Below are 14051 nucleotides of genomic sequence, written 5' to 3' on the forward strand. Positions count from 1 at the left end.
AAGTCAGCTAAGATCGAGAAAGGACGAATTTCGTCCTTTCTTTTTTGATGTTGAGAGCGATGAAAATTCTTTTATTGAAGTTTTCAAAATTCCGAAAACCAAAGGCATTTCGTTTGATAAGTTTAATGAGATTATTAGTCGCTTCCAATTTTGCGTTGGAATAAGGTAACTGAAGGACGTTGACGATTTTCTCTTTGTCCTTGAGAGAGGTTTTAAAGACAGTCTGAAAAAGAGGATGAACCAGCTTTAGATTGTTCTCAATAAGTCCGAAGAATTTGTCAGGTTCCTTATTCTGAAAGTGAAAAAGCAAGAGCTGATAGAGCTTATAGTGGTGTTTCAAGTCTTCTGAATAGCTCAAAAGCTTGTCTAGAATTTCTTTATTCGTCAAGTGTATACGAAAAGTAGGGCGATAAAATCGCTTATCGCTGAGTTTACGACTATCTTGTTGAATGAGCTTCTAGTAACGTTTGATAGCCTTATATTCATGAGATTTTCGCTCAAACTGATTCATAATTTGGACCCGCAAACGACTCATAGCACGGCTGAGATGTTGTACAATGTGAAAACGATCTAGAACGATTTTAGCACTGGGAAAAAGCTGTTTAGCTAAGCCATAGTAAGGGCTAAACATATCCATCGTAATGATTTTCACCTGACAGCGAACGGTTCTATCGTAGCGAAGAAAGTGATTTCGGATGATAGCTTGTGTTCTACCTTCAAGAACAGTGATGATATTGAGCTTTTCAAAATCTTGCGCAATGAAACTCATCTTCATCTCCCGATTGAAATAGTCACTCCTCTGACTGTTTCAACGTCCCAAGACATAATCTCAGGAAGACGGCTAAAGTCAGGCTTAAAGTGAAAGTCATTAAGCTTGCGAATGACAGTTGAAGTTGAAATGGCCAGCTGATGAGCAATATCAGTCATAGACGTCTTTTCAATCAACTTTTGAGCAATCTTTTGGTTGATAATACGAGGGATTTGGTGATTCTTCTTGACAATAGAAGTCTCAGCGACCATCATTTTCGAGCACTGATAGCACTTGAAACGACGCTTTTTAAGGATAATTCTAGTAGGCATACCAGTCGTTTCAAGGTAAGGAATCTTAGAAGGTTTTTGAAAATCATATTTCTTCATTTGACTTCCGCAATCAGGACAAGATGGGGCGTCGTAGTCCAGTTTAGCGATGATTTCCTTGAAGGTATCTCTATTAACAACATCCATAATTTGGATATTAGGGTCTTTAATATCGAGTAGTTTTATGATAAAATGTAATGGTTCCATATGATTCTTTCTAATGATGGTTTGGTCGCTTTTCATTATAAATCTTATGGGACTTTTTTTCTACAACAAAATAGACTCCATAAGATCTATAGGGGATTTACCCACTACAAATATTATAGAGCTTCTTCTTTTAGCGCTTGTATAAAAATTGAAAGTTCTATAATGAAGTTAGCCAGCCAACTTTCCTAAAAATGAGCTGGTTCAACTAGTCTATGTTGTTAAATGAAATCTAGTTATAGGCATAAGAAAACACCTCTGTGTTAGACTTGTTGTTCACCACAAACACAAGAAAGGCACAGAGATGCAAATCAATTATACTACAAAAGCTAAACACTTGACAATCCATAGTCGTCGCTTAATCGAACGATGGAAAAATGAAGAGAAATCAAATAGAGAAATCGCCTCTCTACTTGGAAAAGCTCCTCAGACCATCCACAATGAAATCAAGCGTGGTACAGTCCTACAATGTATTGGAAAGGGACGTTTCAAAGCGAAAAACTACTGTCTACTGGCCTTGACGGATCAAAGGAGCAGACACCAAATCATTCGATCAATTCCAAATAAAATCGCTGAGTCTGTCAATCAGGCTCTAAAACTTATCTTAAGACAACACAAGATTCTTTCCATCACGGCAGATAATGGAGCCGAATTCAACCGCTTATCTGATGTGTTTTCTAAGGAACATATCTACTATGCACACCCCTATGCCTCTTGGGAAAGGGGAACAAATGAGAATCACAACAGGCTCATTCGTAGATGGTTACCTAAAGGAACCAAGAAAACGACTTCCAAAGAAGTCGCCTCCATCGAAAACTGGATCAATAACTATCCTAAAAAATGCTTGGACTACAAGTCGCCCAGAGAAGACTGCTTGCTGGCTAACTTGAACTTGAAATTTAGCACTTGTATAAAAATTTAAGAAAAACGGAAAATTTTTTTATAAAAGCCTTTACAAAAAAAAATAAAGTGGTATAATTAGAGTATAAACAAGTGCAAACGTTTTCGTAAAACGTTTGCCTAAATAAAATAAAGGAGATTTGAATGATGAAAGCTACATTCAAAAATGTCTTGTCTTTCGAGTTTTGGCAGAAATTCGGTAAGGCTTTGATGGTGGTTATTGCTGTTATGCCAGCCGCTGGATTGATGATTTCAATCGGTAAGTCACTTGCAATGATTGACCCAAACCTTGCTCCCCTAGTTATTACTGGTGGCGTACTAGAGCAAATTGGTTGGGGGGTTATCGGTAACCTTCATATTTTGTTTGCCCTCGCTATTGGAGGAAGCTGGGCTAAAGAGCGCGCTGGTGGTGCTTTCGCCGCTGGTCTTGCCTTCATCTTGATTAACCGTATCACTGGTACTATCTTTGGAGTTACAAGTGATATGCTGAAAAACCCTGAGGCTATGGTCACTACTCTCTTTGGAGGCTCAATCAAAGTTGCTGATTACTTCATCAGTGTTCTTGAAGCACCAGCATTGAACATGGGTGTTTTTGTAGGGATTATCTCTGGTTTTGTAGGGGCAACTGCCTTTAACAAATACTACAACTACCGTAAACTTCCAGACGCACTTTCATTCTTCAACGGGAAACGTTTTGTACCGTTTGTTGTTATTCTTCGTTCAGCAATCGCTGCAATTCTACTTGCTGCTTTCTGGCCAGTAGTTCAAACAGGTATCAATAGCTTTGGTATCTGGATTGCCAACTCACAAGAAACTGCGCCAGTTCTCGCACCATTCTTGTATGGTACCTTGGAACGTTTGCTCTTGCCATTTGGTCTTCACCATATGTTGACTATCCCAATGAACTACACAGCTCTTGGTGGTACTTATGACATTTTAACTGGTGCAGCTAAAGGTACTCAAGTATTTGGTCAAGACCCACTATGGCTTGCATGGGTAACAGACCTTGTTAACCTTAAAGGTTCAAATGCTGACCAATACCAACACCTTCTTACAACTATCACTCCAGCTCGTTTCAAAGTTGGTCAAATGATCGGTTCATTCGGTATCTTGATGGGTGTCATCGTTGCTATCTACCGCAATGTTGATGCTGACAAGAAACACCAATACAAGGGTATGATGATTGCGACAGCCCTTGCAACATTCTTGACAGGGGTTACTGAACCTATCGAGTATATGTTTATGTTTATCGCAACGCCTCTTTACCTAGTGTATGCTCTTGTTCAAGGTGCTGCCTTTGCTATGGCGGATATTGTTCACCTTCGTATGCACTCATTCGGTTCAATTGAATTCTTGACTCGTACTCCGCTAGCTATCAACGCTGGTCTTGGTATGGATATTATTAACTTTATCTGGGTAACTGTCCTCTTTGCAGTGATCATGTACTTCATCGCGAACTTCATGATTAAGAAATTCAACTATGCAACTCCAGGACGTAACGGAAACTATGAAACTGCTGAAGGAGCATCAGAAGATGCAGCTCCAGGTGAAACAAAAGTTGCCGCTGCTTCTCAAGCTGTAAATATCATTAACCTTCTTGGTGGTCGTGCAAACATTGTAGATGTAGATGCATGTATGACTCGTCTTCGTGTAACTGTTAAGGATGCAGATCGCGTTGGTACTGAGGAAGAATGGAAAGCAGAAGGAGCTATGGGACTTGTCATGAAAGGACAAGGTGTCCAAGCTATCTATGGACCAAAAGCTGACGTGTTGAAATCTGATATCCAAGATATCCTTGACTCAGGTGAAGTAATTCCTGAAACTCTTCCAAGTCAAATGACAGAAGCTCAACAAAATACTGTACATTTTAAAGGTGTAACTGAGGAAGTCTACTCAGTAGCTGACGGTCAAGTCATTGCCTTGGAACAAGTGAAAGACCCAGTTTTTGCTCAAAAAATGATGGGTGATGGTTTTGCAGTAGAACCAGCCAATGGAAATATCGTATCTCCAGTTTCTGGTACTGTATCAAGTATCTTCCCAACAAAACACGCTCTTGGTCTTGTGACTGAAGCAGGTCTTGAAGTACTTGTTCACATCGGTTTGGATACTGTAAGCCTTGAAGGTAAACCATTCACAGTTCACGTTTCTGAAGGACAAAAGGTTGCTGCTGGTGATCTTCTTGTTACAGCTGACTTGGATGCTATCCGTGCAGCAGGTCGTGAAACTTCAACAGTGGTTGTCTTCACAAATGGAGATGTTCTCAAATCTGTTAAATTAGAACAAACTGGTTCTCTTGTAGCTAAAACAGCAGTTGCTAAAGTAGAATTGTAATATACTTGAGGTTGGAAGCTGTTTTCCAACCTCTTGTTTTAGGAGAAAAGCATGAAATTTTTAACACTCAATACCCACAGTTGGATGGAGAAGGAAGCAGAAGAAAAATTCCAGCTCTTGCTCCAGGATATTCTTGAAAAAGACTATGATTTGATTTGCTTCCAAGAAATCAATCAAGAAATTACTTTGCCTGAGGTAGAGGTTGATCATCTTTATCAAGCTTTACCAGCGGCAGAACCCATTCATCAAGACCACTATGTGAGACTTTTAGTTGAAAAATTGTCTGAGAAAGGGAAGAATTACTACTGGACTTGGGCTTACAATCATATCGGCTATGACCGCTACCATGAAGGTGTGGCAATCTTATCTAAAACGCCTATTAAGGCGCGTGAAATTTTAGTGTCTGATGTAGATGACCCAACGGACTACCATACTCGCCGTGTCGCCTTGGCAGAGACAGAGGTTGAAGGCAAGGAGCTTGCTCTTGCAAGCGTCCATCTCTCTTGGTGGGATAAAGGTTTCCAGGAAGAATGGGCTCGATTTGAGGCTGTGCTGAAAGGTTTGAACAAACCTCTGATTTTAGCAGGTGATTTTAATAATCCAGCTGGTCAGGAAGGCTACCAAGCGATTTTAGCTAGTCCACTGGATTTGCAAGATGCTTTTGAAGTTGCTAAGGAGAGAAGCGGTAGCTATACCGTTCCACCAGAAATTGATGGTTGGAAAGGAAATACCGAACCACTTCGAATTGATTATGTCTTTACGACAAAAGAGCTGGAAGTCGAAAGTTTGCATGTGGTTTTTGATGGTCAGAATAGTCCACAAGTCAGCGACCACTATGGTTTGAACGCGGTATTAAATTGGAAATAAAAGCAAAAAATGAAAGGGAGCGATTCCTTTCATTTTTTTACAAAAATCACAATTTTAGAGAAGAAAGTTTCTTGTATATTTGTATATTATGAGAAAATATCCACAAATAAATTTTTAAAAATTCACGGTCAAAAAAATCGATAATATCAACTATTTATGATAAAATAGTAATTATGAAATAAAAGGAGGACTGGAATGTTTTTTCAGGATAGAAAGATAAAATATTCAATCCGCAAATTGTCAGTTGCTACTGTGTCACTTGCGATTGGATTTTTGTTTGCGCCTGCGGTCATGGGGGCCGCTCAAGTAGCTCAAGCTGATGAGCTTACGGCTACTGAACAAGTGGAGAATAAGGCAGAGAATCAGGTCTCGGTGGGCTCTTCTACAATAGAGCAAGCAGAGCGTCAGAAAGAAAATCAAGTTACTTTGAAATCTTCTGAATCTGCGGTAGCAGAGACAAGTGAAGCGACAGATTCGACTGCTTTTAAAAATGCTCAGCCAGCTACAGGCACAAGCCAGCCAGCTACAGGCACAAGCCAGCCAGCTGCAGGCACTGCCCAAGCAACTCCAGCAAATGCTAGTCTAAACAAGAGCACTTTGGAGAACTACCTCAAAGAGTTGCGCAGCAAGGACTTTTCAAGTAAGACAGACGATAGTCTAGAAATCTTGAATGGCGTGATGACAGCTGCTGATAGTGTGCTTCAAACTGCAACAAAGCAAGAAGAAATTGATAAAGTTTATCGCAATCTCGTGACCTTTGTCAATTCAGGTCTTCGTGATAAAAATCCGAAAGTCATCCCAGACAAGGATAAGACTCCTCGCTCAGCACTTTATTGGTTTGAAAGTGCTACACCAGGAAAAACGGTTCCATTTGGTCTGAACTACTTGAAGCCAGAAGACACAACAATCTACAAAAAGGGCGATAAAGTAAAAGCCATCCAGCCAACTGAAACAACTTATGTAGAGTATGATGGAAGTGGTAGATGGACCTTTAAGGGCTATGACCATGATAGTCAGGTGATTGACAAAGATGATGTTGTCTTCACAGGTAAGTGGGAATTTACGCCGACACCATATAAGGCTACCTATAGAGCGGTTAATGGATCACCTGGAAAAACTTTGCCATCTTATGTTGCAAATTGGAGTCCAGAAGATAAAAGAAGATTTGCTGAGGGTGAAGTAGTAAAAGCACAAGAATTTCACTATGTTTTTTATACTTCAGAAGAATTTCCTAACCGAAAAGGCTATTGGGCTTTGACTGGCTTTGATGCTCCAAGTAAAGTGGCAAACAATGGCGATGTAGAGTTCGTAGGAACTTGGAAATACTTTGAGGATGTCACTGTATCCTACAAACCTATGAACCAGCACGATTTTGAGAATTTTTATCATTTACCAAGTAGTCCTAAGACCTCACGTGACGAATATAAATTACCTCTTCCTAAGGAGATAAAAGATCTAGAAAGTAAGCTATACGATTACAAGCTTTCTCTCAATCAGTTTGATAAACGTGATGAGCATTTACCTCAAGATATACGGGATACGGTAGCAGCTTTGCTTCGCTACGATGAAGTTCAAGGTGTCTACAAACCCTTTTATGATGCGGAAAATGAAGGAAATTGGACCTTTGAGGAAGATATCGTAGATTTAACCTTCAGTCGTGAACTAGAGCGGGCGGCTACATATGGGGAATTGCCAAAAGTTACAATGCCATTGGAGTTTGTATTTAAAGGGGTTCCTCGGAAACCGACTTACGAGTTTCTCAGTGGGACTGCTGGCAAAGCACTACCTGCTGAGATCAATAATCTGAAGCCGGTAGATATGCCTGAATGGGAGTATGCAAAGAGAAAGCAATACCCGAAAGGTGAGATGGTTGAGTCTGTTAGACCGACTCAAGAGTCCTACTATGATGCAGTTAACAAGGGTACCTGGACCTTTACAGGCTACGATTTTACTGAAAAACCAGTAAGTGAGTGGGATCATAAAGGATGGAACCTTAAGTTTACAGGTACTTGGACTTTTGTAGCGGATAAGTACTCAGAAAACTATGAGTTTGTTAGCTCAGATCCTAGTCGATCTCTACCAGCTGCAGTTAAGGCCTTGACGCCAAGTAATACAAATACTTACAAAAATGGCGAAACTGTATTTGCGGAATATCCACGTGAGACGACCTACATGGACTTTGATAACGAGGGAACTTGGAAATTTGATGGCTATGACGCTAATAGCAAGGTAGTTAATCAAGATAAAGTTCTCTTTACAGGTACTTGGTCTTTCACACCACACAGAGATAAGACTGTTTCCTTTGACTTTGTCAGTGATACCCCAGGGAAGGCTATTCCAGATGATCTGAAGGCACAAATTCCAGCTCCTATCACGACATCTCCGAAAGATTATTCTGATAATGTTAGATATGTCATTGAAAGTTTCTATACATACACAGATGATGATAATGATGGTACTTGGAAGTTTATTGCTCCTGAGAAGATAGAAAAACCAACTGATGATGAGGACTCTACTTACACTCTCCACTGGGTCTTTGAACCGACCAAGCATAGTGTCTACTATGACTTCTATACAGATTCAAAAGATTCTTCTGGTAATTTAATCTACCCACCACATACTTTGTATGATCTAATCACTTATGAAAGAGAATTTGTCAAGGGTGAAAAAGCTCGCGTTAAAATGCCATCTAAAACAAGATTTGAGGATCCTGATGGCAGAGGGACTTGGGTATTTGATGACTTCTATGAAGATGATAACACGACTATTTCCTCACGTGTGAAAACAGTAGGGACAGAAGATGTTCGCTTCAGAGGAAGATGGATCTTGGTTCCTACTGATCAGTCTGATACGATCTACAGAGTGGAGTATAAATTCACTAACTCGACTCCTGCGTATCCTCTTCCAAATAAGATTCGTGATATGCTTCCAGCTGGCACTGATTTCGTTGCACGAGCTGATGATTACAAAGATGCAAGCAAACTTGACACAACCACAGTAACTGTTCCGACAGGTACTTGGACCTTCCATGGTTTTGATGCGGATAAATACGGAAAAGCTATTGCAGGTACGAAAGTGAAGACCATCACAGGATCTTGGAGCTTTGCGCCAAATGGTATAGATTATCAGTTCCAATCAACCAATCCTGCTTTTGCACTACCAGATCATATCACCAAGTTGACTCCGAAAAATCCTTATGATTACAAGTTATATCCTAAGGAAATTCTGGCTGAACAACCAAGTGAAACGACTTATGTTGATACAGCGAATAAAGTGACTTGGACATTTGCAGGATACGATAAAGAAAAAATTGTTGTAGGAAAGGGCAGACAGACTTTCCTTGGAAGCTGGGTGCCTACTCCAAATCCAGAATATGTATTCAAATCATCTAAAGCAGGTGTTCCATTGCCACAAAGTGTTTTGGGAATGCTTCCAAATGATGAGGCTTCTTATAAGGTTGGAGACACCATTGTAGCCAAACAACCTGCTAAAGAATCAGTAGTTGAAGAAGAAAAAGACTATGTCTGGACCTTCAAAGGTTACGATCAGAAGAATGCGACCTATAATGGCAAGCGCGTGACATTTACAGGTATCTGGGAAGCAACGCCTAGACCGCATCATGTAAGCTATACTTTTGAAAGCGAAACGGCTGGTGTTGATTTGCCTGAATTTATCCAGAAGAAAGCACCAAAAGACAGCTCAAGCTATTACAACACGCAAAAAGTTGTACCAGAAGAGCCGACAACAAAGACTTACAAAGATGATATGAACGATGGTACCTGGACTTTCCTTGGTTACGATGCCAAAAGTAAGTTTGTGAAAAAAGCTGATTTGACTTTCACAGGTAAGTGGAAGTTTGAAGCTAACAAGTATCAAGCTACTTACCGCTTCGAGAGCGCGACAGTAGGTAAAGCTCTTCCAGCAGCCATCGCCGCATTGACTCCAAGTGACAGTGCAACATATGTGAATGGTGCCTCTGTTTCCGCTCAACAACCATCCCAAACCACTTACACAGATCCTGTGAACGACGGCATCTGGACCTTCAAGGGCTATGACGCAGCTAGCGCTGTAGTCAACAAGGCAAATGTAGAGTTTGTAGGGGAATGGGCCTTTGAAGCTAACAAGTATCAAGCTACTTATCGCTTCGAGAGTGAGACAGCAGGAAAAGCACTTCCAGCAGCCATCGCAGCATTGACCCCAAGCGACAGTGCAACTTATGTGAATGGTGCCTCTGTTTCCGCTCAACAACCATCCCAAACCACTTACACCGACGCAGTGAACGACGGCATCTGGACCTTCAAGGGCTATGACGCAGCTAGCGCTGTAGTCAACAAGGCAAATGTAGAGTTTGTAGGTACATGGGCCTTTGAAGCTAACAAGTATCAAGCAAGTTACCGCTTCGAGAGCGCAACAGCAGGTAAGGTTCTTCCAGCAGCCATCGCAGCCTTGACTCCAAGTGACAGTGCAACTTATGTGAATGGAGACTCTGTTTCCGCTCAACAACCATCCCAAACCACTTACACCGACGCAGTGAACGACGGCACATGGACCTTCAAGGGTTACGACGCAGATAGCGCTGTAGTCAATAAGTCCGATGTTGAGTTTGTAGGAAAATGGGCTTTTGAAGCTAACAAGTACCAAGCAACATACCGCTTCGAGAGCGCAACATCAGGAAAAGCTCTTCCAGCAGCCATCGCAGCATTGACTCCAAGTGACAGTGCAACATATGTGAATGGTAACTCTGTTTCCGCTCAACAACCATCTCAAACCACTTACACAGATACTGTGAACGACGGCACATGGACCTTCAAGGGTTACGACGCAGTTAGCGCCGTTGTCAACAAGGCAAATGTAGAGTTTGTAGGTACATGGGCCTTTGAAGCTAACAAGTATCAAGCAAGTTATCGCTTCGAGAGTGAGACAGCAGGTAAGGTTCTTCCAGCAGCCATCGCAGCATTGACTCCAAGTGACAGTGCAACTTATGTGAATGGTGCCTCTGTTTCCGCTCAGCAACCATCCCAAACTACTTACACCGATGCAGTGAACGATGGCACTTGGACCTTCAAGGGATATGACGCAGTTAGCGCTGTGGTCAACAAGTCAAATGTAGAGTTTGTAGGTACATGGGCCTTTGAAGCTAACAAGTATCAAGCAAGTTATCGCTTCGAGAGCGCAACAGCAGGTAAGGTTCTTCCAGCAGCCATCGCAGCCTTGACTCCAAGTGACAGTGCAACATATGTGAATGGTGCCTCTGTTTCCGCTCAACAACCATCCCAAACCACTTACACCGACGCAGTGAACGACGGCACATGGACCTTTAAGGGTTACGACGCAGCCAATGCAGTCGTGAACAAGGCAAATGTGGAGTTTGTAGGTACATGGGCCTTTGAAGCCAACAAGTACCAAGCAAGTTACCGCTTCGAGAGTGAGACAGCAGGTAAGGTTCTTCCAGCAGCCATCGCAGCATTGACTCCAAGTGACAGTGCAACTTATGTGAATGGTGCCTCTGTTTCCGCTCAGCAACCATCTCAAACCACGTACACCGACGCAGTGAACGACGGCATCTGGACATTCAAGGGTTACGACGCAGCTAGCGCTGTGGTCAACAAGGCAAATGTAGAGTTTGTAGGGAAATGGTCCTTTGAAGCTAAGAAGTACCAAGCTACTTACCGCTTCGAGAGTGAGACAGCAGGTAAGTCTCTTTCAGCAGCCATCGCAGCCTTGACTCCAAGTGACAGTGCAACTTATGTGAATGGTGCCTCTGTTTCCGCTCAACAACCATCCCAAACCACATACACAGATACTGTGAACGACGGCACATGGACCTTCAAGGGTTACGACGCAGCTAGCGCCGTTGTCAACAAGGCAAATGTAGAGTTTGTAGGGAAATGGTCCTTTGAAGCCAACAAGTACCAGGCTACTTACCGCTTTGAGAGCGCCACAGCAGGTCAGTCTCTTCCAGCAGCCATCGCAGCCTTGACTCCAAGCGACAGTGCAACATATGAGAATGGTGACACTGTTTCTGCTCAGCAACCATCCCAAACCACTTACACAGATAGTGTGAATGATGGTACTTGGACCTTCAAGGATTATGACGCAGATAGCGCCGTTGTCAACAAGTCCGATGTTGAGTTTGTAGGCAAATGGGAATTCAAGGCGAATCCGACAAATGCGGAAACTTATACGCCTCAGGTAACGGAAGAAACTATCAAGGTTGGACAAACACCTGACTTGACCGATAATGTGACGAACTTGCCAAGCCTTCCAGCTGGCACTAAGGTAGTTGATATCACACCTGCAGGTCAAATTGACACAACAAAACCAGGAACTTACACAGGTAAGGTACGAGTTGACTATCCAGATGGTTCTTCTACTGAAGTGTCTGTACCAGTTAATGTTTTGCCTGCACCGGTAACTGAAACCTATCAAGTGACTTACCGCTTCGAAAGTGCAACCGCAGACAACAACTTGCCAGCAGAAGTATTGAGTTTACTTCCACAAAGTGGAACATATACTACAAGTTCTTCTGCAGCGATTGCTTTCGTTCCAGAAGCACCGATGCCTGTAGAAGTTGCTGTTGCAAATGGTACATGGACATTCCTAGGTTACCAAGAAGTGGAAGAGGGGGCAAATCTAACCTTCGTCGGTAAGTGGATTTTTGAAGCTAAGCAAGATCCTAGTCCACAACCACAGCCTGCACCAACGCCACAACCACAACCGGTTCCGCAACCAGTACCTCAACCAAATCCAGTTCCACCAGTGAAGCTAGGGGAAGAGCAGGGGGCTGATAATAATCAGGTAAATAGACTTCAACCAAGAAAACCTGAAGAGAATCCACCAGCTCAAAGTCCAGCAGGAGAAAAGGAAAAACAAGCTACATTACCAAACACAGGTAGCACTGCACCGCTTTCACTCACTGGTCTAATGACTAGCTCTCTTCTTGCAGGTCTAGCAGCGTTGCTTCTTGGTCGCAAGCGTGAAGATGATTAAGCACTAATTTTATCTAGAAACTTTCGACTTTTAAAAGATTCTTAAGCACCTCTTGATTGTTTAACAAATCTATCTGAGTCGCAAGCTAAAGGCTGAGAGAAGACCAATTTGGTCTTCTCTTTTTACGTTTCTAGTCTAAGAGAGGTATTGGAGAAGTTGAGAGCTTTATGATCGGTCAGATAAGTGTGGCTACAGAAAAAGAACAAAATATGTTATAATGGTTGGAAGAATAGAATTGAGGATAATATGTCATTTACGAAATTTCAGTTTAAAAACTACATAGAAAAGGCTTTGGAGGAGTTGAAGTTTACAACTCCTACCGAAGTTCAGGAAAAGTTGATTCCTATTGTCTTGGCGGGTCGTGATTTGGTGGGCGAGTCAAAAACAGGTTCAGGAAAGACCCACACTTTCTTGCTACCCATTTTCCAGCAATTAGATGAAACTAGTGATAGTGTGCAAGCGGTCATTACGGCTCCAAGTCGTGAGTTAGCTACTCAGATTTACCAAGCAGCTCGTCAGATTGCGGCCCACTCAGATGTCGAAGTCCGTGTGGTTAACTATGTTGGCGGTACGGATAAGGCGCGTCAGATTGAAAAACTTGCCAGCAACCAACCCCATATTGTCATCGGGACTCCAGGGCGTATCTATGACTTGGTCAAATCTGGTGATTTAGCCATTCACAAGGCCAAGACCTTTGTTGTCGATGAAGCCGATATGACCTTGGATATGGGATTCTTGGAAACCGTTGATAAGATTGCAGGGAGCCTTCCAAAAGACTTGCAATTCATGGTTTTTTCAGCGACGATTCCTCAAAAATTGCAACCGTTCTTGAAAAAATACTTGTCAAATCCTGTCATGGAAAAAATCAAAACAAAAACAGTCATCTCTGATACCATTGAAAACTGGTTGGTTTCGACCAAGGGCCGAGATAAGAATGCTCAGATTTATGAGTTGACTCAAGTCATGCAACCTTATTTGGCAATGATTTTTGTCAACACTAAAACGCGTGCTGATGAATTGCATGCATACTTGACTGCTCAAGGCTTGAAGGTAGCTAAGATTCATGGGGATATTGCTCCTCGCGAGCGAAAGCGAATCATGAATCAGGTGAAAAATCTTGATTTTGAGTACATTGTCGCAACGGATTTAGCAGCGCGTGGAATTGACATTGAAGGTGTTAGCCATGTCATCAATGACGCCATTCCGCAAGACTTGTCCTTCTTTGTTCACCGAGTTGGACGGACTGGGCGTAACGGTCTGCCTGGTACAGCTATTACCCTTTACCAGCCAAGTGATGACTCGGATATCCGTGAGTTGGAAAAATTAGGTATCAAGTTTACTCCTAAGATGGTCAAAGACGGAGAGTTTCAAGATACATATGACCGTGATCGTCGTGCTAATCGTGAAAAGAAGCAGGATAAGCTTGATATTGAAATGATTGGCTTGGTTAAAAAGAAAAAGAAAAAAGTCAAACCAGGCTATAAGAAGAAGATTCAATGGGCGGTGGATGAAAAACGCCGTAAAACCAAGCGTGCTGAAAATCGCGCACGTGGGCGTGCTGAGCGAAAAGCCAAACGCCAAACTTTCTAAGAACAAAATTGGAGCTGAATGGCTCCTTTTTCTAACTTCGTTTTATGAATTTTCAAAAATACTGCAAAAAAAAGTAAAAAGTGGTATAATGA

The 14051-nt window shown here is 42.2% G+C and carries 5 protein-coding genes and 1 pseudogene; 5 read left to right on the top strand and 1 reads right to left on the bottom strand.

The annotated features are described in order from the left end of the window. Positions 1-7: 7 nt before the first annotated feature. Positions 8-1284 (bottom strand): annotated as a pseudogene (locus tag I6G42_RS05170) (ISL3 family transposase). A gap of 301 nt (positions 1285-1585) precedes the next feature. On the opposite strand from I6G42_RS05170, the gene I6G42_RS05175 reads away from it, so the two are divergent. From I6G42_RS05175 to I6G42_RS05195, 5 genes are all read left to right on the top strand, one after another. Continuing rightward, entirely contained in the window at positions 1586-2203 is a 618-nt protein-coding gene (locus tag I6G42_RS05175) for an IS30 family transposase (RefSeq protein ID WP_038804974.1), read from the top strand. Positions 2204-2325: 122 nt separating this feature from the next. Then, positions 2326-4512, top strand: coding sequence for a PTS transporter subunit IIBC (locus I6G42_RS05180; protein ID WP_152417920.1), 2187 nt, complete (start codon positions 2326-2328; stop codon positions 4510-4512). A gap of 51 nt (positions 4513-4563) precedes the next feature. Next, positions 4564-5379 carry an endonuclease/exonuclease/phosphatase family protein gene (locus I6G42_RS05185; RefSeq protein WP_038804975.1) on the top strand — a complete coding sequence of 272 codons (816 nt, stop codon included), beginning with the start codon at positions 4564-4566 and terminating at the stop codon, positions 5377-5379. Between the two features lie 195 nt (positions 5380-5574). Further along, positions 5575-12369: an SHIRT domain-containing protein gene (locus tag I6G42_RS05190; protein ID WP_197906183.1), complete on the top strand. Its 6795-nt coding sequence runs from the start codon at positions 5575-5577 to the stop codon at positions 12367-12369. A gap of 246 nt (positions 12370-12615) precedes the next feature. Further along, on the top strand, positions 12616-13959 hold the full coding sequence (locus tag I6G42_RS05195) for a DEAD/DEAH box helicase (RefSeq protein ID WP_038804977.1): 1344 nt from the start codon (positions 12616-12618) through the stop codon (positions 13957-13959). Positions 13960-14051: the final 92 nt, after the last annotated feature.

Source organism: Streptococcus oralis, assembly GCF_016028255.1.
Classification (GTDB): domain Bacteria; phylum Bacillota; class Bacilli; order Lactobacillales; family Streptococcaceae; genus Streptococcus; species Streptococcus oralis_AC.